The sequence below is a fragment of the Streptomyces sp. NPDC048516 genome, from assembly GCF_043199875.1.
In the GTDB taxonomy this organism is placed as follows: domain Bacteria; phylum Actinomycetota; class Actinomycetes; order Streptomycetales; family Streptomycetaceae; genus Streptomyces.
The window spans coordinates 251,703-273,677 of sequence record NZ_JBICWS010000004.1; the positions used below are offsets into that span (position 1 = coordinate 251,703).

The following is a 21,975-nucleotide window of genomic DNA, read 5'->3' on the forward strand; positions in this document are numbered from 1 at the left end:
CCGCACCGCACCGCGCCCGTCCGGCCCTCCGGGGCGGACGGGCGCCGTGCGTCCGGGCACCGGCCGGTCCCCGGTCGGGACGTCGCTCAGCGCCTGCGCGGTGCGGACACGTAAGCGGTCAGCCGTCCGAAGTCCGGCACCGGCGGCAGGATGACCCGCCGCCAGCCACGGGCGTAGGCCGGTGGCCGCTGACCGCCTGCCACCACGACGGCGACCGGACGGCGCGTACCCAGCCGGACCAGGCCCGCGGGGGTGATGCTGGCGTCATGGCCGTGGGGCTGGCGGGACGCACAGCCCGCCCGGTACGCCAGCCGTACCGCCTCCTCGCCGCTCACCACACAGGGCGGCCGTACGCCGGCCGCCCGCAGCGACGTGGCGACCCGCTCGACACCGGCCTGTGCCCGTGCGGTGCTCTGCGCCATCTTGTGCCAGACCGTCAGTTGGATGACCTCGTGGGTCAGCAGCGCAAGGACGAGGACGGCCACCGCCCAGGCGTGCCCGCGGCGCGGCAGGAGGGTCAGCCAGTACAGGAACCAGGCGGCCGGCATCATCAGCAGGGCGTAGGCGGGCAGCAGGAAGCGCGGGGCGGCGTAGTCCACCGTCAGAAGGTAGGGGGCGGCGAGGCAGAGGCCGACCAGAGCCGGGAGGACGACGGGAGCAGGGCCGTACCGGTGCAGCGGGCCGCGGGGGTCGCTCAGGCGCACCAGCGGCCACGCGGGACCGCGGCCGTGCCGCCCGCCGCCGGGCGCAGGATCGTCCGCCGGGTCCGGGCCGAGGCTGCCGGGCCGGATCGGCGCCAGGCCGAGCGGGTGCCGGGCCCCGCTGCGCTCCGCCGGTCCGTACCCGTGCAGTCCGCCACGGGGCTCGCGGGCGCGCAGCGCCGCCCACACCGCTCCGGCGACCGCCAGGGGCAGCACCAGCCACCACACCGCCGTCACCGGATGGTCCCAGCTCAGATGGCAGGGACGGCACAGCGTCTTGCCCTGGAGTGCCCGTGCGTGGTCGTCGAAGGTCAGATGCCAGCCGAGACCACCCTGAATCTGCGCGGCCCGGTGCAGCCGCGCCAGGAGCCCGCCGTAGGACAGATACGCCTCCACGACCCAGGGGGCACACCCCAGGGCCAGGCCGGCCGGCAACGCGAGCAGCACGGCGGGGCGCCGCCAGGACGGGACGCACAGCGCGGCGGCGCAGAGCGGCACGGCCAGCCAGATGGCGTCGGTCGGACGCATCAGCGCGGTCACGGCGACCGCGACGGCGAGGCCGGCCGCGGCCCCCCGGTCGCGGCGCGGGGCCAGTTGACGGGGCGGCTGCCGTACGGCCCGCAGGAAGCAGCCGGTGGCGGCGAGCGCGGCGTAGCCGACCCACAGGTTGGGCATCGCCTGCCCGCCGTAGAAGAGCGTGATCCACAACCCGGCGAACAGCGCGCCGCCCAGGGCCGGTACGGGGGCGGGCAGCACCCGGCGCCAGATGCACAGGGTGAGCAGGAGCGCGGCGCCGGAGAGCACCGCGAGGTAGCAGTGCAGCACGGTCGCCGAGGTCGTCAGCGCCGCCACCGGGGCGAGCAGGAAGGTGACACCGCGAGCGCGCGGGGCGCTGAAGAACGCGGCCGGCGTATGAGGGGCGACCTGGCTGACGTACACCGTCTCGTCCCACCCCAGGCCGGGGGCGGCGACGGCGGAGGCGAGCAGACAGGCGGTGAAGACGACGGCCACGACGGTGAGCCACCGCAGGTCACCGGCCGGGACGGGGCGGGTCACCCGAGCCGGCGGCCCCAGGGCGGACCTGGCGGTGAGGAGACTTGCTTGCTGCATGGGCACCACAGTGCGTGCCCTGCCGGGGCCCTGCCACACGGATGGGGCGGTCGGGGCACACCGCCGGATCCGGAACCGTCCCCGGGGGCGTACCGCTGCTGGCCGCCAAGGCCCGCCCGAGGGGCACACGCTGCCGACGCCCGCCCGACGGCAACGGTGCCGGAAACGGGCCGGGGCGGCGTTTCACGTGAAACGCCGCCCCTCAGCCTGTTCGAGGCTTCTGGTCCCAGGCGATGCCGCCTACTTCGCCTGCGGCTTGCGGAGGGAGAGGTGCAGCTCCTTGAGGCGCGCCTCCTCGACCTCGCTCGGGGCCCCCATCAGGAGGTCCTGGGCATTGCCGTTGAGCGGGAAGGCGATGGTCTCGCGGATGTTGGGCTCATCGGCCAGCAGCATGACGATGCGGTCGACGCCGGGGGCGATGCCACCGTGCGGCGGGGCGCCGAACTTGAAGGCACGGAGCATGCCGCCGAACTCCGCCTCGACCGTCTCCTTGTCGTAGCCGGCGATCGCGAAGGCCTTGTACATGACCTCGGGCTCGTGGTTACGGATGGCGCCGGAGGACAGCTCGGTGCCGTTGCAGACGATGTCGTACTGCCAGGCCAGGATGTCCAGCGGGTCCTTGGTCTCCAGCGCCTCCAGGCCGCCCTGCGGCATGGAGAAGGGGTTGTGCGAGAACTCGATCTTGCCGGTGTCCTCGTCCTTCTCGAACATCGGGAAGTCGACGATCCAGCAGAAGCGGAACTCGTCCTCGACGAAGCGGCCGACGCGCTTGGCGGCCTCGACGCGGACCGCGCCCATGATCTTGGAGACCTCGTCGAACTCGCCGGCGCCGAAGAAGACGGCGTGGCCGGGCTTGAGGCCCAGGGCGGCGACCAGCGCCTTGACGTCGTCCTCGGTGAGGAACTTGGCGATCGGGCCGCTGAGGGCGTTCTCCTCGCCCACACGGACCCAGGCCAGGCCCTTGGCGCCCTGCTGGACGGCGAAGTCACCCAGCTGGTCGAAGAACTTGCGCGACTGGTCGGCGGTGTCCGGCACGGCCAGGGCGCGGACGTGCTTGTCGGCGAAGGCCTTGAAGCCGGAGCCCGCGAAGACGTCCGAGACATCGACCAGCTCCAGCTCGGCGCGCAGGTCCGGCTTGTCGGAGCCGTACTTGAGCATCGCCTCGCGGAACGGGATGCGCGGGAAGGGGGAGGTGACCGTACGGCCGTTGCCGAACTCGGTGAACAGCTCGGTCATCAGCTTCTCGACAGGCCGGAAGACATCTTCCTGCTCGACGAAGCTCATCTCGATGTCGAGCTGGTAGAACTCGCCCGGCGAGCGGTCCGCGCGGGCGTCCTCGTCACGGAAGCAGGGCGCGATCTGGAAGTAGCGGTCGAAGCCGGCGATCATCAGCAGCTGCTTGAACTGCTGCGGGGCCTGCGGCAGCGCATAGAACTTGCCGGCGTGCAGACGCGAGGGGACCAGGAAGTCGCGGGCGCCCTCGGGGGAGGTCGCGGACAGGATCGGGGTCGCCATCTCGTTGAAGCCGAGGGTCACCATCTTGTGGCGGATGGCGGAGATGACGGCGGTGCGCAGCATGATGTTGCGGTGCATCCGCTCGCGGCGCAGGTCGAGGAAGCGGTACTCGAGGCGCCGCTCCTCGTTGACGCCGTCGTCCGCGTTGATCGTGAACGGGATCTGGTCGGCGGCGCCGAGCACCTCGACGTCGGAGACCTCGATCTCGATCTCGCCCGTCGGCAGATCGGGGTTGACGTTGTCGGCGCCGCGCGCGCTGACCTTGCCGTCGATACGGACGACGGTCTCCTTGGTCAGGGAGCCGAGGGCCTCGTTGGCGGGGGTGCCGGGGCGGGCGACGAGCTGAACGAGACCGTAGTGGTCGCGCAGATCGATGAAGAGGATGCCGCCCAGGTCACGTCGATTGTGCAGCCAGCCGCTGAGGCGGACGTCGGTGTCGACGTCCGCGGCTCGGAGCTCGCCGCAGTTATGGGACCGGTACCGATGCATCGCTCATCCAAGTCGTCGCGAGGTCGAGGTGAGGAGTTGTCGGGAGAGGGAGAGGAAAAGGAGTACGGGCGCGGATGCCCGGTCGCTCTCCCCGTGGATCACCCGAAAGGCCACCCCAGGATTGACATAACCGCTCCAGGTTACCGTCCCGGCCCGCACGTCTTCGTTGACGTATACGCATCAACGAAGCGGGGTGTCCCCACTGGGACGATGGTCACGTCCGGATCGCTGGTCCGGTCCCGCTAAACACACATAAAGTGAGGCAATGCGCACCGAGGATCTCCTGGCCGCCATCGCGACCGGCCTGTGGCGCTGGGACAACGCGGCGGGACGGGTGACCCTCGACTCCGAAGCGGCCCGGCTGCTCGGGCTGCCCGCCGCCCCGGTGGAGCTGACCGAGGCCGCGGTGCGCTCCCGTTTTCATCCCGTCGACTTCGCCGAGATCAACGGGATCGTGCAGCTCGCGCTCGCCGAGAAGACGCTCGCCGAGGCCCGGCTGCGCATCGTGGACGAGCGCGGGCGGGTGCAGCGCATCGTCCGCTCCCGCTCCCGCCCCCGCATCGTCGACGGCGGCTTCGAGCTGGTCGGCACCCTTCAGGAGGTGCCCGAGCCGCAGCCCGGGACCTCCGCCGCGCACACCCCGATCACCGGCGACTGGCGCCGGTCACGCGAGGCGTTCCTGCTGGACGCGGGCCGGGGGCTGGCCGAGGCGCGGTCCACCGCGGAGGTGCTGCGGGTCGCGGCCGGACTGTCCATGCCCGGGTTCATGCCGGACGGGCTGGCGGTCTTCGGCATCGAGGGCGACCGGCTGTCGGTCATCGGCCATCACGGCCATCACGGCGACGACGAGCGGCCGTTCGTCGCCATGACGCTGGAGACCGACTATCCGGCCGCCGAGGTCATCCGTACCGGCCGGGCCATCTATCTGCCCACGCCCGAGGAGTACAGCCGCCGTTACCCCGGCACCTGGCCGCTGGCCGCCCGCTTCCGCCGGACGTCCTGGGCCTTCCTGCCACTGGTGAACGCGGGCCGGACGATCGGCGCCTGGATGGCGGCGTTCGCCCAGCCGGTGGCGTTCACGCCCGATGAGCGGTCGGTGCTGACCACCGTCGCCCGGATGCTGGCACAGGCGCTTGCCAGGGCCGGTATGCAGGAGGAGCAGCAGGAGCTGGCACTGGGGCTGCAGCGCAGCATGATGCCCACGGTGCAGCCGGACATCCCGGGGATGACGGTCGCGGCCCGCTACGTCCCGACCGGTGGCGGGCTGGCGGTCGGCGGCGACTGGTACGACATGATCCCGCTGCCGTCCGGCCGGATCGCGCTGGTCATCGGGGATGTCCAGGGGCACGACGTACGGGCGGCGGGCCTGATGGGGCAGTTGCGGATCGCGCTGCGTGCCTACGCCTCCGAGGGTCACCACCCCGATGCGGTGCTCTCCCGTGCCTCCCGGTTCCTGGCCGGGATCAACGAGACCGAACTCCGCGGCCACGGCGAGGACCAGCGCTTCGCGACCTGTCTCTACATCGAGGTGGACCCGGCGACGGGACTGCTGGACATCGCACGGGCCGGCCACCCCGACCCGGCCATCCGGATGAGCGACGGCACGGTGCTGGTCCGGCCCACCGCGGGCGGGCTGCCGCTGGGCATCGTCCCGGACGCCGACTACCCGACCACCCGGCTCGTCCTGGAGCCCGGCGAGACCATGATGGTGTGCACCGACGGGCTGATCGAGACCGGCGGCCACGATCTGGAGACCGGCTGGGCACGGCTGCGCGACATCATCGAGGCGCATCGGCCCGGCGGGGACGGCGGGGACGGCGGGGACGGCGGGGACGGCGAGAGCCTGGAGCGACTGGCCGACGCCTTGGTCCAGGCCGTGCACGGACCGTCCTCGCACCACACCACCGGACCGCTGGTGGACCGCCGCGAGGACGACATCGCCGTGCTGCTGCTGAGCCGCGAGGCCGCCGGCTGCGGGGTCGGAACCGGCGGACTGCTCGCGCCGCAGCCCATACGGCGCACCGTGCTCTCCGTCGCGCAGGCCGAACCGGAGCGGATAGCCGAGGCGCGCCGTCAGGTCCGTGACGTGCTGCACGACTGGGCCGACCCGGACCAGGTGGACTCGGCGGTGCTGATGGTCTCCGAGATGGTCACCAACGTCTTGGTGCACACCGACGGAGAGGCGCTGTTGGTCGCCGAGATCACCGGCGAGCGGGGCGCCCGGCGCATCCGCGTCGATGTCGCCGACAGCAGCGATGAGCTGCCGCACCGCCGCTGCCCCGGCGAACTGGCGTCGTCGGGGCGCGGTCTGATGCTGCTGGAGCTGCTGGCCGGCTCCTGGGGTGTGGACCCGCGCGGGGACGGCAAGTCGACGTGGTTCGAGCTCTATGAGGACGCGGGGGACGCGGCGGGTCCGGTGTCACCGGAGTCCGGGCCCGTGGCGTAGTACTCCCGCAGCTCGTGGAGGACGCCGGTGACGGCGGCGGTCAGCGGTACGGACAGCAGCATGCCGAGGATTCCGGCGACGCTGGCGCCCGCGGTGATCGCCAGCAGCACCGTCGCCGGATGCATCTTGACCGTCCGGCTCTGGATCATCGGCTGCAGTACGTGCCCCTCCAGCACCTGCACGGCCAGGACGACGCCGAGCGCCCAGAGCGCGATCACGAAACCGCGGTCGGCCAGCGCCACCAGGATCGCCACGGCGCCGGAGATGAAGGCGCCGAGGTAGGGGATATAGGCGCCGACGAAGACCAGCGCGCCCAGCCCGACGGCGCCCGGCACCCGGAGGATCAGCAGTCCGACGGTGATGCAGACGGCGTCGATCAGCGCGATGAAGGTGGTCCCCCGCATAAAGCCTTCGATGGACTGGAAGCCGCGGCGGGCCATCCGCTCCAGCTGCGGTGCGGAGTTGCCCGGCGCCCAGTGTTTCAAGGTGCGTACGGCCTTGTCCGCGTCGCGCAGGAAGAAGAAGGTCAGCAGCAGGGCCAGAACCGAGGCGGCGAGGAACTGGCCGACCGCGCTGACACCTGTCAGCAGCCCCGAGGCCGCGGTGCCGCCGAACTTGGTCACCAGCCCCTTGGACCGGGAGGCGAGATCGTCGAGCGAGGTACCGGCCGCACCGAAGTGCTGGGAGAGATCCTTGGCGGCTTGCCTGAGCGAGGAGATGATCTGGTCACCGGTGTCGACCAGCGCGCTGACGACGATGTATCCGGCGCCGCCGACCACCACCAGAAGGACCGCACAGGTCAGCCCGGCGGCCAGTGAGCGGTTGAGCTTCATCGCCACCAGCCGCCGGTAGAGCGGTCCGAGCAGCCCGCTGCCGAGCAGCGCCAGCAGTACGGGCGTGACCGCCGCGCTCAGTTCGATGCACAGCCACACCACGAGGGCCGCCACGGCCGCGAGCAGCAGCCCCACCAGGCACCAGGCCGCGGCACGGCGGGCCTGGACCGGCAGCAACGGCGGCGAGGACCGTGGCCGTTCGCGTCCCGCGCCGGGCCCGTTTTCCTCCGAGTCTTTTTGCACCCGGACAGTCCACCACGGCCACAGGCCCGGACCCGGACCCCGAAACGGGTCAGGGGCGGCGTTTCACGTGAAACGCCGCCCCTGCTGCCGACCGGGCGTCAGTGCCCGTCGGCGGGGATCGTCCCGAGCCGGCCGGCCTGGAAGTCCTCGAAGGCCTGCGCCAGTTCGGCGTGGGTGTTCATCACGAACGGGCCGTAATGCATCATCGGCTCGCGGATCGGCAGCCCACCGAGCAGCACCACCTCGAAGTTCGGACTGCGCGACTCCTGGGACTCGTCCGCCCGGATCGTGATCGAGTCCCCGGCACCGAACACGACCGACTGCCCCATGCGGAAGGGGCGCCCCTCCGTACCGGCCGAGCCGCTTCCGGCCAGGGCGTAGGCGAGGGCGTTGAAGTCCTTGCGCCAGGGGAGGGTCAGCTCCGCACCCGGGTTCACCGTCACATGCATCATCGTGATCGGCGTGTGCGTGATGCCCGGACCGTTGTGGCCGTCGAGGTCACCGGCGATCAGCCGCAGCAGGGCTCCGCCGTCGCCCGAGGTCAGCAGCTTGACCTGGCCGCCGCCGATGTCCTGGTAGCGAGGGGCCATCATCTTGTCGCTCTTCGGCAGGTTCACCCACAGCTGGAGGCCGTGGAAGAGACCGCCGGACATGACCAGCGACTCCGGCGGCGCCTCGATGTGCAGCAGCCCCGAACCGGCCGTCATCCACTGGGTGTCGCCGTCGTTGATGACGCCGCCGCCACCGTGCGAGTCACGGTGCACGAAGGTGCCGTCGAGCAGATAGGTCACCGTCTCGAAGCCGCGGTGCGGGTGCCAGGGCGTGCCCTTGGCCTCTCCGGGCGCGTACTCCACCTCGCCCATCTGGTCCATCATGATGAACGGGTCGAGGTGCTTGTAGTCGATGCCGGCGAACGCCCGGCGCACCGGGAAGCCCTCGCCCTCGAAGCCGCTCGGAGCGGTGGCAACGGCCAGCACCGGACGGACGTGCGCCGCGACGGGCGCCGCCACACGCGGCAGGGTCAGCGGGTTCTCTACGGTCACAGCGGGCATGACGGCCTCCTCGGTCGTTCCCTCAACTTAGTTGAATGGTGAACAACCCGCAAGGCGTGCGGCATTCCCGTACCTGTTTCCGCAGGTCAAAGGGGTCGTTCCGGACGAGCTCCCCCCGGACCGAGACACGAATCGAGCCGGCCCCCATCCCGGGACCGGCCCTCGACGCCGCCGCGGTGGCGGCCCTCAGCCCTCTGCGCGGCAGGGGCGGTCAGCCGTACATGCGCCGCATCGCGAAGTCGACCATCTGCTCCACGGCCTTCGCGTCGAAGACCATCCGGTGGTCCCCCTCCATATCGAGGACGAACCCGTAGCCGGTCGGCAGCAGGTCCAGCACCTCGGCGCCGGTGATCACGAAGTACTTCGACTCCTTGCCCGCGTACCGCCGCAGCTCCTTGAGGGAGGTGAACATCGGGATCACCGGCTGCTGGGTGTTGTGCAGCGCCAGGAAGCCGGGGTTGTCACCGCGCGGGCAGTAGATCTTGGACGTGGAGAAGATGCCCTGGAAGTCCTCGGCCGACATCGAGCCGGTGGTGAAGGCACGCACCGCATCGGCGAGGGAGGGCGGGGACGGCTCGGGATACAGCGGCGCCTCGCCGTAGCCCCCGGGGGGCGATTGCTGCGGCGGGGGCTGCGGCGCTCCGTATTGCTGCTGCCCGGCACCCGCGTTCTGGTCGTAGCCGTACATGCGCCACAGCGTACTGAGTCGGCGATTCGCCGGGGGACGCTCGTCACAGATGGGCGGTAGGGGTTGATTCTTATTACCGGTGGGTAGCATCATCGTAGGCACTTGCTACTTGCTGGTATTTGCGTTTGAGGTCCTCCCTCCCGAACCCTTACGGAGCCGTATCCATGGGGCACTACAAGTCGAATCTCCGCGACATCGAGTTCAACCTCTTCGAGGTGCTCGGCCGTGACAGCGTGTACGGCACCGGACCGTTCGCGGAGATGGATGTCGACACCGCCAAGAGCGTGCTGTCCGAGATCGCCCGGCTGTCCGAGAACGAACTGGCCGAGTCGTTCGCCGACGCCGACCGCAACCCGCCGGTCTTCGACCCGGACACCAACACCGCGCCGGTTCCGGACACCTTCAAGAAGAGCTACCAGGCCTTCATGGACGCCGAGTGGTGGCGGCTGGGCATCCCGGAGGAGCTCGGCGGCACCACCGCGCCGCGCTCGCTCCTCTGGGGCTTCGCCGAGACGATCCTGGGCGCCAACCCGGCCGTGTGGATGTACGCGTCCGGCCCCGCCTTCGCCGGTGTGCTCTTCGAGGAGGGCACCGAGGAGCAGCACCGCATAGCCCAGCTGATGGTGGACAAGCAGTGGGGCTCCACCATGGTGCTCACCGAGCCGGACGCCGGTTCGGACGTCGGCGCCGGCCGCACCAAGGCCGTGCAGCAGGAGGACGGCTCCTGGCACGTCGAGGGCGTCAAGCGCTTCATCACCTCCGGTGAGCACGACATGTCCGAGAACATCGTGCACTTCGTCCTCGCCCGCCCCGAGGGTGCCGGTCCGGGCACCAAGGGCCTGTCGCTGTTCATCGTGCCGAAGTACGACTTCGACTGGGAGACCGGCGAGCTGGGCGAGCGCAACGGCGCCTACGCCACCAACGTCGAGCACAAGATGGGCCTGAAGGCCTCCAACACCTGCGAGATGACCTTCGGCGCCAACCACCCGGCCAAGGGCTGGCTGCTCGGCGAGAAGCACGACGGCATCCGCCAGATGTTCAAGATCATCGAGTTCGCCCGGATGATGGTCGGCACGAAGGCCATCGCCACCCTCTCCACCGGCTACCTCAACGCGCTGGAGTACGCCAAGGAGCGCGTGCAGGGTCCGGACCTGGCCGCCTTCACCGACAAGACCGCGCCGCGCGTCACGATCACCCACCACCCCGACGTGCGCCGCTCGCTGATGACGCAGAAGGCGTACACCGAGGGCATGCGCGCCCTGGTGCTCTACACCGCCACGGTCCAGGACGAGATCATCGTCAAGGAGGCCGCGGGCGAGGACGCGAGCGCCGCGATCCGCCTCAACGACCTGCTGCTGCCGATCGTCAAGGGCTACGGCTCGGAGAAGTCCTACGAGCAGCTGGCGCAGTCGCTGCAGACCTTCGGCGGCTCCGGGTACCTGCAGGAGTACCCGATCGAGCAGTACATCCGGGACGCCAAGATCGACACCCTCTACGAGGGCACCACCGCGATCCAGGGCCAGGACTTCTTCTTCCGGAAGATCGTCCGCGACCAGGGCCAGGCGCTCACCGCCCTCTCCGACGAGATCAAGAAGTTCCTCGCGGACAACACCGGCGGCGAGGAGCTGGAGCAGGCCCGCGGCGAGCTGGCCAAGGCGGCCGCCGACCTGGAGGCGATCGTCGGCGCCATGCTGACCGACCTCGCGGCGACCGAGAAGGACGTCAAGTCCATCTACAAGGTCGGTCTGAACACCACCCGCGTGCTGATGGCCTCCGGTGACGTCGTCATCGGCTACCTCCTGCTCAAGGGTGCGGCCGTGGCCGCCGAGAAGCTGGCCGGCGCCTCGGCGAAGGACAAGCCCTTCTACACCGGCAAGATCGCCGCGGCGAAGTTCTTCGCGCACAACGTCCTGCCGGGCGTCGGCGTCCAGCGCGGTCTGGCCGAGTCCGTCGACCAGTCGCTGATGGAGCTCGACGAGGCCGCGTTCTAGGAGCGCCTTCCGCGGCCCTGCCGCGGCGGGTCTCTCAGGAAACTCTCAGACGGGCCGTCCAGACTGATGGTGCCCGCCTCTCTTCCCCCGGAGAGGCGGGCTTCGTCATGTCCGGCAGGCAGCGGGACCGGCCGCCGGGACCGCTGCGGGACGGCGCGGACGGGGCGGACGCGCGGGGCGAGGCGCGGGCGGGGGGCGCGATGCGGACGGCACGAAGAGGGCAGGGACAATGGGGACGGCACGGAAAGTGCGCGGCGTACGCCGGGTCATCGCCTCGGAGCAAACCCGGAATCCTCCGCTCCGGAGCGCTTTCGGTCCCGAATACTGAAATCCTGGCCGGAAGGGAGCGGAGTCACCATGCATGCGCACGGGGAATGCGGCCTCCGGCTCCTTATGCTGAATCCATGACCAACTCCGCCCGCTTCGATCGCGGCCACACCGACGACCTGATGTCCTTCCTCGCCGCCAGTCCGTCGCCCTACCACGCAGTGGCGAATGCGGCGGAGCGGCTGGAGAAGGCCGGGTTCCGGCAGGTCGCCGAGGTCGATGAATGGGACGGCGGAACCGGCGGGAAGTTTGTGCTGCGCGGCGGCGCGATCATCGCCTGGTACGTGCCCGAGGGTGCAAGCGCCTCGACTTCGTACCGAATTGTCGGTGCTCACACAGACTCTCCCAATTTGCGCGTCAAACCGATCCCGGACACCGGCTCACGCGGCTGGCGGCAGATCGCCGTCGAGATCTACGGCGGCACGCTGCTCAACACCTGGCTCGACCGCGACCTGGGACTGAGCGGCCGGGTGACGCTCGCGGACGGCAGCCACCGGCTCGTCCATGTCGACCGGGCGCTGCTGAGAGTGCCGCAGCTGGCCGTGCACCTCGACCGCTCGGTGAACGCCGACGGCCTGAAGCTCGACAAGCAACGCCATATGACGCCCATCTGGGGCCTGGGCGAGGTCGCCGAGGGCGATCTGATCACCTTCGTCGCCGAGGAAACCGGCATACCGGCCGACGACATCAAGGGCTGGGACCTGATGGTGCACAGCATCGAGGCGCCCGCCTATCTGGGCCGCGACCGCGAGCTGGTGGCCGGGCCGCGGATGGACAACCTGCTGTCGGTACACGCCGGTACGGCCGCCCTCACCGCGGCGGCGGCCGCGGGCAGCGAGCTGACCAGCATTCCGGTGCTGGCCGCCTTCGACCACGAGGAGAACGGCAGCCAGTCGGACACCGGCGCGGACGGACCGCTGCTCGGCACGGTCCTGGAGCGCTCGGTGTTCGCCCGCGGCGGCTCGTACGAGGACCGGGCGCGGGCCTTCGCCGGCACCGTCTGCCTGTCGTCCGACACCGGGCACGCCGTCCACCCCAACTACAGCGAACGGCATGAGCCCGGGCACCACCCGATGCCCAACGGCGGGCCGATCCTCAAGGTCAACGTCAACCAGCGCTATGCGACGGACGGCAGCGGACGGGCCGTCTTCGCGGCGGCCTGCGAGCGGGCCGGTGTGCCGTGGCAGAGCTTTGTGTCCAACAATTCGATGCCGTGCGGCACCACCATCGGGCCGATCACCGCGGCCCGGCACGGCATCGCCACGGTCGACATCGGAGTGGCGATCCTGTCCATGCACTCGGCGCGTGAACTGTGCGGCTCCGAGGACCCGTATCTGCTGGCGAACGCCCTGACGGCCTTCCTGGAGGGCTGAGTTGGAATTCTCACTGCTCGGTCCGATCTCCGTGACGACCGGCTCCGCGGAGCTGTCGCTCGGGCCCGCCAAACGGCGCAGTGTGCTGGCGCTGCTGTTGCTGCAGCCCAACACCACTGTCCCACTGGAGCAGTTGATCGACTCTCTATGGGAGGACGAGCCCCCCGAACACTCCCGCACCGTCGTCCAGGGTCATGTCTCGCGGCTGCGCGCCACGCTCGCCGAGGGCGGCGCGGAGGCGTACGGCATCGAGCTGACCACCCATGGTTCCGCCTATCTGCTGCGGTTGCCGGAGGAGTTGATCGACGCTCACCGCTTCGGTGAGCTGGTGGCTCTGGCGCGCCCCGAGGCGGCGCCGGGCGATGCCGTACCGCTGCTGCGGGAGGCGCTGGGACTGTGGCGCGGGCCCGCGCTGACCGGCACGGTCACCAGCCCGCCGTTCGCGGCCGCCGCGCATGCGCTGGAGGAGCGCCGGCTGACGGCCGTGGAGGCGCTGGGCCGGGCCCACGGCGCCCTCGGCGAGCACGAACAGGCCGCCGCCATCCTCTACTCCGCCGCCGTCAACCACCCCTTGCGGGAGGGCCTGATCGCCGGGCTGATGCGGGCGCTGTTCCATACGGGACGGCAGTCCGATGCCCTGGAGTGGTTCCACCGCACCCGACGGCTGCTCAACGAGGAGCTGGGCGTCGATCCCGGCGAGCGGCTGCGCCAGGCGTACGAGGAGATTCTGCGCGCGGAGGCGGCCGGCGGGAACCGGCAGGGCGCGGCGAAGCCCGGGGCACCCGGCGCGGGCTCCGCTTCGGGCGGGGCGCCGTCCGGAGGGGCTGGTTCCGGGGCGGTTTCCGGAGGCGGCCGTACCGGTGCTCCGGCAGCGGACCGCTCCACAACGGGCGCCGGGTCGCCCGTTGGCAGTGAGGGGCAGGCCCCCGCCCAGGGGGTCGCCGGCCGGAGTGCCGCGGGTGGTGGTCCTGAGGCACCGGGTACCGGCCAGACGCTGCCCGGCACGACGGCCGAGGTGCGTGACGGGCCGGGCTCCGGGCGGGGCGGCGCGGCGCCGCGGCTGCTGCCCCGTCCGCCCGCCCGCTTCCTGGGCCGGGAGGACCAGCTCTCCGCACTCACCGCGGTGCTGACGGACCGTACGACAGGGGAGAGCCCGCTCGCGGTGGTGGCGGGACCGGCCGGTGTCGGCAAGACCGCTTGCGCCGTGCAGTGGGCGCATCTGCATGCCGGAGCCTTCCCCGACGGGCAGCTCTTCGCCGATCTGCGCGGCTTCGGCGAGGGCGACGAGGCGCCCCCGGCCGAGATCCTGCGTGACTTCCTGCTGGCGCTGGGCACTCCGCCGGAGCGGGTGCCCGGCTCGGCGCAGGCCGCATCGGCGCTGTTCAGGTCGCTGGTCGCGGAGCGCAGGCTGCTGGTCGTCCTCGACAACGCCAGCAGTTCGGCACAGGTACGGCCGCTGCTGCCCGGTGGTCCGCACTGCGCCACGGTCGTCACGAGCCGCAGCCGTCTCGACGGCCTGGTCGCCACCGACTGGGCCCGGCCGGTCGGTCTCCAGACGCTCGGCCACGAGGAGGGCGCGGCGCTGCTCGGCGCCATGCTCGGCCCGGAGCGGGTCGCCGAGGACCCGGCCGCCGCGCGAGAACTGGTCGATCTGTGCGACGGTCTGCCGCTGGCGCTGCGGGCCGCGGCCGCCCAGCTGACCGCCCGGCCGCGCTGGCGGCTGGCCCGGCTGGCGGCGGCGCTGCGCGACGAACGGCGGCGGCTGGCGCTGCTGTCGGCGGAGGACACCGGCATCGCGGCGGCGCTGCGGATGTCCGTCGCCCGGCTGTCGGCGGACGACGCACGGCTGCTCAGCGCACTGGCGACCAGCGCGGACGGCCACCTCAACGCCTCGTTGGCCGCGGCCCTCGCCGGGTACGACCCGGAGCGCACCCAGGACGGTCTGGACCGGCTCGCGGAGATGCATCTGGTGGACGAAGAGGCCACCGATGTCTACACGATCAGCACGCTGACGCAGCTGTTCGCCCGGGACGATCGCGGTGAAGGCGGCGAGGGGGGCACGAGCGGAACGGGTGACAGGGGCAAGGGGGAGTGACGGGAGCAAGGGGGAGTGACGGCCGCGGCTGAGCTGTGGCCGCCGCTCCCGGCCCCCACCCCGGGGCGGCACTGCGCGGGGCGGCACAGCGCGGGGCGGCGCGGGGGCGGCGCGGCCGGAACGGCGCGGCCGGAACGGCGCGGACGATCGGAACCGCGCGGACGGCCGGAACGGCCCGGTCGGTCGGCACGGCCCGAACGCGGAAACGTTAGGCGCACGTTAGTGGCACGGCAGCGGTGGGCGGCAACCTGGTGTTCAGGCCGCAGGACAGAGTCGGCCGGACCGCAGGACGTACCGCCGGGGCGGTGCGGACCACCGACCGGGGGAGACCGGACATGCCGCGCAGCCACGCCCGATCCGAGGCCGCCGTCGAGACCGGCGCCCGGAAGGTCACCGGCGCCCCTCGTGGGTCCCGTACCGTCCGCCGCCGTACGCTGCGGATCGCCGCGGCCGGGCTGACCGCCGCCGCCGCGCTCACCCTCACCGCCTGCGGTGGTCAGGACAACCCGCTCAAGACGAGCGCGGCCAAGCCGTACAACCCGTCGCCCGAGGTCGCCCAGGCCCCGGCGGCGCAGGGCGACGAGGCCGGGCAGGACGGCACCCGGACCAACGGCGGCCGGACGGAGCGGGCTTACGCGGAGCACGGCGGCAACGGGACCGGAACGGAAGCGGGGACGAAGGCCTCCGGGACGGGCTCGCACCGCGCGACCACGCCCGGCGACGCCTCCGGCAACACCTCCCGCGTCCGGCACACCGCGTGCGACGCCGCGAAGATCCATATCGTGGCCGAGCGGCTGACCCGGCCGGTCAACCACCTTCTCCTGAAGGCCACCAACACCTCCGGTGCCGTCTGCGACCTCTACTTCGCCCCCTACCTGCGGTTCGACCAGGCACAGTCCCCGCTCGCCGAACTGCCGGCCAGCAGGCCGCAGTCCGTGGTCACGCTCGCCCCCGGCGAGTCCGGCTACGCCGGCGTGCTGACCTCGTCCGCCGACGGCTCCGGCCGCAACGGCCGCTCCGTGACCTCGCTGTCGGTCAGCCTGCCCGGCCGCGACGGCAAGGGCAGCATCGGCGGCTCGGCGGCGGTGGCGCTCCCCTCAGGCCAGGTACACCTCGACGACAGCGCGTGGGTGACGTACTGGCAGTCGGACGCCAACGACGCAGCCGCCTGGTGAGCCGGGTCCGCTGACCCGGGTCGCGCGACGCGACCACCGAGGATCCCCCTGAACCAGGGCGCCCGCATCCCCCAGCGGGCGCCCTTTCTCTTGCCCGGCGGGGCGGGCAGGCCTCCGGCGCCTGCCCCGGAGGCCTGCCCGCCCCCCAAAAAACTGATCTTCACCCCTGCCACGGGCGGATGTCCGCCGCGCGCGAACCATCTGCCCCGCTTTGATGCCACATCGGCCGGCGGCCCGGCGAACCCACCCTGGCGCATCCGCCGGCAATGGATATCGTGGCCGTGCCATGACAGACACACCTCGCTGATTGCAGCACTCCACTGGGGGAACCACCCATGACCGCACGCCGCTCCCGCAGCCGATCCGCCGCGTACGCCGCACTGGCCCTCGGACTGGCCGGCTCCCTCGCCCTGACCGGCTGCAACAGTCACTCCTCGAAGAAGTCGAAGAAGTCCTCCTTCTCGTCTTCCAAGACTTCCAAGACTTCCAAGACCAAGAAGCGCAGGATCATCGGCGGGGGCGCGGCCGCGGCCGGCACGGCGGGGGCGGCGTCCCGGCGGGTGTCCGACTGCTACCCCAGCACGTACAAGGTCACGTTCTCGCAGCAGACCGGCCCGAAGAGCCATGTGGCGGTGAAGTTCAAGAACTCCACCAGCCGCGACTGCAAGCTCTACAACGCGCCGCTGCTGCGCTTCAACAACGCCAAGGCCCCGCTGCCCCTGCTGCAGGGCACGCCCGGCCACCTCGACGGCACCCGCATCACCGTGCCCGCCCACGGCTACGCCTACGCGGTCATCCCGACCAACACCGCGGCCGCCAAGGGCACTGAGCAGAAGTCGGTGACCATCGACTTCATGGGCATCTCGGCGAGCTCGGTCACGCACGGTCCGGTCACCGTCAACTTCGCGCAGAAGCGGCTCCACGTCTCCGTCGGCAAGAGCAAGGTCACCAACTGGAGCTCCAGCCTTCACGGAGCACAGCTGGCGGGCGGCGTCGGGAACTGATCCGCCGGCGCACCGGCCCGCCGGCACGACCACGTCCCGGGCCCGGCCGACGGGCCCGGGATTCCGCTCCTACCCGGCGTCCATACCTGCCAGGACGAGCCCCAGCCGGGCCACCCCGCCCTCGGCGATCTCGACCGGGACGCCCCAGTCCTGCTGGTGCACATGGCAGGCGGGGTACTCGATGTCCGGGGCGTCGTCACAGGACGCGGCCATCGCCGAGACATGCAGCACCCCCTCGGTCACGCCGTCCGCGAGCACCAGCTCCCGCGCGAGGTCGGTGCCCGCGCCCGCACCGTCGGCGAGGAGTTCCGGCGGCGTCGCGCTGACCAGCAGCCGCGTCGACGGGCCGTAGCGGGTGTCGAGCTTCTGACCGGCCGGGGCCTGGAAGACCACCTCCAGCCGCAGCGCGCCCGGAGCGACCTCGGTGGCCGCGCGCTGGGTGCGGTGCGCCAGCGATTCGACGCGGACGGCCTCCTCGGGCAGCCGCAGCCGGGTCAGCCGGTGCCGCGCCGATTCCACCACCACGATGTCGTCGTCGACGAGCACCGCGGCGGACGGTTCGCGCAGATCCGTCGCCAGTGTCGTCACCTCGCCGGTCGCGGGATCGAAGCGGCGCAGTGCGTGGTTGTAGGTGTCCGCGATGGCGACCGAGCCGTCGGGCAGGGCGGTCACGCCCAGCGGGTGCTGGAGCAGCGCCTGGTCCGCGGCGCCGTCGCGGTGCCCGAAGTCGAAGAGGCCGGTGCCGACGGCCGTACGGATGACATAGCCGTCACCTGCTGCGGAGGGCTCCACCCAGCGGACCGCGCTGGTCTCCGAGTCCGCGATCCACAGCCGGTCGCCGGCCGCGGCGAGGCCGGACGGCTGGGCGAACCACGCCTCCGCGGCGGGACCGTCCACCAGGCCCTCATTGGTCGTGCCGGCCGCGGCCTCGACCGTGCCCGCGGCCGGGTCCCAGGTCCACAGCTGATGCACCCCGGCCATCGCGATCCACAGCCGGTCCCGCCACCAGGCGAGGTCCCACGGTGAGGAGAGATCCACCGCACGCGCCGGCCCGGAGACCGGCGAGCCCTGCCACCACTGCTTACCGGTACCGGCCACGGTCTCCAGCGCACCGGACGCCGGGTCGAAGACGCGGATGGCGTGGTTGACGGTGTCCGCAACGGCCACCCGGCCATCGGGCAGCAGGGCCAGGCCCTGCGGTTCGTTGAAGGAGTCCGGCGTCAGACCGCGCTCGCCGGTGCCGATCCGCCGCAGCACCCGCTCGCCGTCCGCGGCCAGCTCCACCAGCTGATGCCGGGTGGTGTCCGAGACGAGGAAGCTGCCCGCGGGCAGCCGGACCGCCTTGCCGGGGAAGCGCAGATCGGTGGCGACCGGCTCCGGCGGTACGTAGGGGCCGTCGCCGCGGCACAGGGTGCCCTTCGCCCCGTGCTCGGCCTCCAGCTCCTCGACAAGCTTCTCGATGGCGTGCGCATGGCCCTCGCCGGCGTGCTGGGCGACGACATACCCCTCGGGGTCGATCACCACGAGCGTCGGCCAGGCCCGTACCGCGTACTGCTTCCACGTGGCGAGCTCCGGGTCGTCGAGGACCGGGTGCTCGACGCCATAGCGCTCCACGGCATCCACGACCGCCTGGTGCTCGGCCTCGTGCACGAACTTCGGGGAGTGCACGCCGATGATCACGACGGTGTCGCGGTGCCGCTCCTCCAGCTCCCGCAGCTCGTCCAGGACATGCAGACAATTCACACAGCAAAAAGTCCAGAAATCCAGGACGACAATGCGTCCCCGCAGGTCAGAGAGGGTCAGATCCTTGTTACCGGTATTCAGCCAGCCGCCCTTGCCGATCAGCTCGGGGGCGCGGACGCGTGCACGTGAAGCCATGTGGACATTCAACGTCACTCCGGTGCGTGCGCATTCCGCAGGTCCCGGCGGGAACACGTCAGCCATGCAGCAATCCCCCGGGGGGCCACCCCCGCACTCGGGCAAGTACATGGTGCGCGACCGCATCTTCGGCATCGGCGACGACTACTGGATCGACGACGAGCACGGACGGCACGTCTTCCTCGTGGACGGGAAGGCGCTGCGGCTGCGGGAGACCTTCGAGCTGAAGGACACCGAGCGGCGGGTGCTGATCACCATCCGCAAGAAGATGCTCAGCGTGCGCGACACGATGACCATCGAGCGGGACGACCAGCCGCTGGCCACCATCAAGCGCAAGCGGCTCTCGCTGCTGCGCAACCACTACCGCGTCGCGCTGGTGGACGGCACCGAGCTGGATGTCAGCGGAAAGATCCTGGACCGGGAGTTCGCGATCGAGTACGACGGCGAGCTGCTTGCGGAGATCTCGCGGCGCTGGCTGACCGTGCGCGACACCTATGCGGTCAATGTCGTACGGGACGACGCGGATCCGGCGCTGCTGATCGCCGTCGCGGTGTGTGTGATCCGGCTGGCGGAGCGGGAGCGCGGAGACGACTGAGGAGCCGGCTTCCCGGCCGTACGGCCCTCTGCGGCCCCGCAACATCGGCCTACGATGGTCACCCGAAAGCACTGCCGGGGTGCCCGTGCGCAGCGTAACTTAACTGCACAGACAGCAGCCCGCGTACGAACCGTCCGAGGGGTCCCGTGACCGTCCATCCCAGCCTTCAATCCTCCATCGATGCCTGGACTCACTCCATAGAAGCGATAACCGAGCTGGTCACCCCGCTCGTCGAAGGCGAGTGGAACGGGGCGACGGGCCTCCCAGGATGGTCCGTTCGCGATGTGGTCTCCCATGTCATCGGCCTGGAATGCGAAATGCTGGGTGACCCGCGGCCGATCCATACGCTGCCGCGCGATCTCTACCACGTACGCAGCGAGTCCGCGCGACGCATGGAGGTGCAGGTCGACGTCCGCCGGCACCACACCGCGCCGGAGATGCTGAGCGAGCTCGAATACACCGTCATCCGCCGCTCACGGCAGCTGCGCAACGAGTCCCGGCAGCCGGACGCCGTGATGCGCAGCCCGCTCGGTGAGGACCGTACGCTGGAATTCGTGCTGCAGCAGCGGGCGTTCGACGTCTGGGTCCATGAGCAGGACCTGCGCCGGACCCTCGGTAAGCCCGGCAACCTCGACTCCCCCGGCGCGTATGTGACCCGCGATCTGCTGGTGAAGGCACTGCCCGGCATCGTGGCCAAGAGGGCCCAGGCACCCGCCGATTCGGCGGTGGTCTTCGATGTCAGCGGGCCGCTGGAATTCCTGCGCACGGTCCGCCTCGACGCGGAGGGCAATGCCACGATCGATGGCAGTGTCTCGCTCGGCCCGACCGTGACGCTCGCCCTGGAGTGGGACACCTTCCACCAGCTGGCCTGCGGCCGCGTCCGCCCGGCGGCCGTCGCCGAACAGATCAAGATCGACGGCGACGATGAGCTGGCACAGGCGATCCTGGGCAACTTCGCCATCACGCCGTAGCGGGGCGGGCCGGTGGGCCCCTCATTGATGCCCTGACTGTCGGCCGGCCACGAGCAGTTGGCCCCGGAGCGAGCCGTTTCACGTGAAACAGCCCTGTCCGTTCCACGTGAAACGGACCCCCGGCTGCCGACCGATCGGCCTGCAGGCCTCATGCGGGCACGTGGACCGCTTCCACCCGGCTGACCACCAGCCGTTCGCGCTCGCGCCGCGCCGCGCGCCGCCGCAGCCGCAGGATCTGGGAGACCCCGGTCGCTTCCAGGACGAAGATCGAGGCAAAGGCGATCCGGTAGTTGTCGCCGGTCGCGTCCAGCAGGACACCGATGGCGAACAGAGTCGTCATCGAGGCCGTGAAGCCGCCCATGTTGACGATGCCGGAGGCGGTGCCCTGGCGCTCCGGCGGGTTGGCGGGCCGCGCGAAGTCGAAGCCGATCATCGATGCAGGGCCACAGGCGCCCATCACCGCACAGAGCACGATCAGCAGCCCCATCGGCGCATGATCGGCCGGCCAGCACAGAACCGTCGCCCACATCAGTGCCGTGGCGCCGGCGGTGCCCAGTGCCAGGGGCATGCGGGCGGCGTGGTGGCGGGCGATGACCTGGCCGTAGATCAGGCCCACCGCCATGTTGGAGAGCACCACGAGCGTGAGCAGTTCACCGGCGGTGCCACGCGACAGGCCCTGCGCCTCGACAAGGAACGGCAGCCCCCAGAGCAGCAGGAACACCATGGCGGGGAACTGGGTGGTGAAGTGCACCCACATGCCCAGCCGGGTGCCGGGCTCCCGCCAGGCATCCATGATCTGCCGGCGCACGAACCCCGTGCCGGTGTGCTCGGCGGATGCGGGCGGCGGCTCGAAGCCCTTGGGGTGGTCCGTGAGGAAGAGCAGCAGCACGATCAGCACGACGATGCCGCCGACGGCGCTGGAGGCGAAGGTCGGGGTCCAGCCGAAGGTGTGCAGGAAACGGGCGAGGACGAGCGTGGAGACCAGATTTCCCGCCATACCCACGAGCGCGGCGATCTGCGCGATCATCGGGCCGCGGCGGGCCGGGAACCACCGCGAGCCCAGCCGCAGCACGCTGATGAAGGTCATCGCGTCCCCGCAGCCGAGCAGCGCACGGGAGCCGAGCGCCATGGCGTACGACGAGGACAGCGCAAAGCCGAGCTGCCCGACGGTGTAGAGCACCACGCCGAGGGTCAGCACCTTCTTGGCGCCGAGCCGGTCGACCAGCAGACCGACGGGGATCTGCATCCCCGCGTACACCAGCAGCTGAAGGATGGAGAACGTCGACAACGCCGAGGCGTTGATGTGGAAGCGCTCGGCGGCGTCCAGGCCCGCCACGCCGAGGCTGGTGCGGTAGGTGATGGCGACGAAGTAGACCGCAACGCCGATGCCCCAGACGGCCATGGCCTGACGGCCGCCGGGCGGGTCGGCGGGCAGCAGCCGGGCGGAGCCGCCGCCTATGCCGGAACTGCTGGAGCCGCCGGCGCTGCC

General features: G+C 71.2%; 15 protein-coding genes. 8 read left to right on the forward strand and 7 right to left on the reverse strand.

The genetic code is table 11. The annotated features are described in order from the left end of the window. Positions 1-86: 86 nt before the first annotated feature. Positions 87-1,811 carry a hypothetical protein gene (locus ACGFR7_RS10720; RefSeq protein WP_393316008.1) on the reverse strand — a complete coding sequence of 575 codons (1,725 nt, stop codon included), beginning with the start codon at positions 1,809-1,811 and terminating at the stop codon, positions 87-89. Positions 1,812-2,051: 240 nt separating this feature from the next. Continuing rightward, a complete protein-coding gene (gene aspS, locus ACGFR7_RS10725; RefSeq protein ID WP_393316011.1) occupies positions 2,052-3,815 on the reverse strand; it encodes an aspartate--tRNA ligase in 1,764 nt (587 codons plus the stop codon). Between the two features lie 265 nt (positions 3,816-4,080). Between aspS and ACGFR7_RS10730 the strand changes: the two genes are divergently transcribed. Next, a complete protein-coding gene (locus tag ACGFR7_RS10730; RefSeq protein WP_393316013.1) occupies positions 4,081-6,261 on the forward strand; it encodes a SpoIIE family protein phosphatase in 2,181 nt (726 codons plus the stop codon). Here the strand turns inward: ACGFR7_RS10730 and ACGFR7_RS10735 are convergent. From ACGFR7_RS10735 to ACGFR7_RS10745, 3 genes are all read right to left on the reverse strand, one after another. Beyond that, positions 6,201-7,337: an AI-2E family transporter gene (locus ACGFR7_RS10735; protein ID WP_393316016.1), complete on the reverse strand. Its 1,137-nt coding sequence runs from the start codon at positions 7,335-7,337 to the stop codon at positions 6,201-6,203. The genes ACGFR7_RS10730 and ACGFR7_RS10735 overlap by 61 nt on opposite strands. A gap of 98 nt (positions 7,338-7,435) precedes the next feature. Continuing rightward, positions 7,436-8,389: a pirin family protein gene (locus tag ACGFR7_RS10740; RefSeq protein ID WP_393316018.1), complete on the reverse strand. Its 954-nt coding sequence runs from the start codon at positions 8,387-8,389 to the stop codon at positions 7,436-7,438. A 211-nt stretch (positions 8,390-8,600) separates the two neighbouring features. Beyond that, a complete protein-coding gene (locus ACGFR7_RS10745; protein WP_393316021.1) occupies positions 8,601-9,077 on the reverse strand; it encodes an SseB family protein in 477 nt (158 codons plus the stop codon). Between the two features lie 164 nt (positions 9,078-9,241). Between ACGFR7_RS10745 and ACGFR7_RS10750 the strand changes: the two genes are divergently transcribed. From ACGFR7_RS10750 to ACGFR7_RS10770, 5 genes are all read left to right on the forward strand, one after another. Continuing rightward, a complete protein-coding gene (locus ACGFR7_RS10750) occupies positions 9,242-11,068 on the forward strand; it encodes an acyl-CoA dehydrogenase (protein ID WP_393316024.1) in 1,827 nt (608 codons plus the stop codon). Between the two features lie 404 nt (positions 11,069-11,472). Then, the gene (locus tag ACGFR7_RS10755) at positions 11,473-12,768 is read left to right on the forward strand and encodes a M18 family aminopeptidase (protein WP_393316027.1); all 1,296 of its coding nucleotides are present in this window, start codon (positions 11,473-11,475) and stop codon (positions 12,766-12,768) included. Position 12,769: 1 nt separating this feature from the next. Next, positions 12,770-14,863, forward strand: coding sequence for a BTAD domain-containing putative transcriptional regulator (locus ACGFR7_RS10760; protein WP_393316030.1), 2,094 nt, complete (start codon positions 12,770-12,772; stop codon positions 14,861-14,863). Between the two features lie 335 nt (positions 14,864-15,198). Beyond that, entirely contained in the window at positions 15,199-16,038 is an 840-nt protein-coding gene (locus ACGFR7_RS10765) for a DUF4232 domain-containing protein (RefSeq protein ID WP_393316032.1), read from the forward strand. Positions 16,039-16,373: 335 nt separating this feature from the next. Next, positions 16,374-17,042 carry a DUF4232 domain-containing protein gene (locus ACGFR7_RS10770; protein WP_393316034.1) on the forward strand — a complete coding sequence of 223 codons (669 nt, stop codon included), beginning with the start codon at positions 16,374-16,376 and terminating at the stop codon, positions 17,040-17,042. 69 nt (positions 17,043-17,111) lie between these two features. On the opposite strand, the gene ACGFR7_RS10775 is transcribed toward ACGFR7_RS10770, so the two are convergent. Beyond that, positions 17,112-18,920 (reverse strand): NHL domain-containing thioredoxin family protein, encoded by a 1,809-nt coding sequence (locus ACGFR7_RS10775; RefSeq protein WP_393316037.1) that lies wholly within the window; start codon positions 18,918-18,920, stop codon positions 17,112-17,114. Positions 18,921-18,984: 64 nt separating this feature from the next. On the opposite strand from ACGFR7_RS10775, the gene ACGFR7_RS10780 reads away from it, so the two are divergent. Beyond that, the gene (locus tag ACGFR7_RS10780; protein ID WP_393316039.1) at positions 18,985-19,515 is read left to right on the forward strand and encodes an LURP-one-related/scramblase family protein; all 531 of its coding nucleotides are present in this window, start codon (positions 18,985-18,987) and stop codon (positions 19,513-19,515) included. 146 nt (positions 19,516-19,661) lie between these two features. Beyond that, complete coding sequence (locus ACGFR7_RS10785) at positions 19,662-20,486, forward strand: maleylpyruvate isomerase family mycothiol-dependent enzyme (RefSeq protein ID WP_393316042.1); 825 nt, start codon at positions 19,662-19,664, stop codon at positions 20,484-20,486. A gap of 148 nt (positions 20,487-20,634) precedes the next feature. Here the strand turns inward: ACGFR7_RS10785 and ACGFR7_RS10790 are convergent, their stop codons facing one another. Continuing rightward, positions 20,635-21,888 (reverse strand): nitrate/nitrite transporter, encoded by a 1,254-nt coding sequence (locus ACGFR7_RS10790; RefSeq protein WP_393316533.1) that lies wholly within the window; start codon positions 21,886-21,888, stop codon positions 20,635-20,637. Positions 21,889-21,975 lie beyond the last annotated feature (87 nt).

Bases quoted from the DNA above. Each gene is read 5' to 3' on its own strand.
- ACGFR7_RS10720 (WP_393316008.1), bottom strand. From the start codon at position 1,811: ATGCAGCAAGCAAGTCTCCTCACCGCCAGGTCCGCCCTGGGGCCGCCG.
- aspS (WP_393316011.1), bottom strand. From the start codon at position 3,815: ATGCATCGGTACCGGTCCCATAACTGCGGCGAGCTCCGAGCCGCGGAC.
- ACGFR7_RS10730 (WP_393316013.1), top strand. From the start codon at position 4,081: ATGCGCACCGAGGATCTCCTGGCCGCCATCGCGACCGGCCTGTGGCGC.
- ACGFR7_RS10740 (WP_393316018.1), bottom strand. From the start codon at position 8,389: ATGCCCGCTGTGACCGTAGAGAACCCGCTGACCCTGCCGCGTGTGGCG.
- ACGFR7_RS10745 (WP_393316021.1), bottom strand. From the start codon at position 9,077: ATGTACGGCTACGACCAGAACGCGGGTGCCGGGCAGCAGCAATACGGA.
- ACGFR7_RS10750 (WP_393316024.1), top strand. From the start codon at position 9,242: ATGGGGCACTACAAGTCGAATCTCCGCGACATCGAGTTCAACCTCTTC.
- ACGFR7_RS10755 (WP_393316027.1), top strand. From the start codon at position 11,473: ATGACCAACTCCGCCCGCTTCGATCGCGGCCACACCGACGACCTGATG.
- ACGFR7_RS10765 (WP_393316032.1), top strand. From the start codon at position 15,199: ATGCCGCGCAGCCACGCCCGATCCGAGGCCGCCGTCGAGACCGGCGCC.
- ACGFR7_RS10770 (WP_393316034.1), top strand. From the start codon at position 16,374: ATGACCGCACGCCGCTCCCGCAGCCGATCCGCCGCGTACGCCGCACTG.
- ACGFR7_RS10775 (WP_393316037.1), bottom strand. From the start codon at position 18,920: ATGGCTTCACGTGCACGCGTCCGCGCCCCCGAGCTGATCGGCAAGGGC.
- ACGFR7_RS10780 (WP_393316039.1), top strand. From the start codon at position 18,985: ATGCAGCAATCCCCCGGGGGGCCACCCCCGCACTCGGGCAAGTACATG.
- ACGFR7_RS10790 (WP_393316533.1), bottom strand. From the start codon at position 21,888: ATGGCCGTCTGGGGCATCGGCGTTGCGGTCTACTTCGTCGCCATCACC.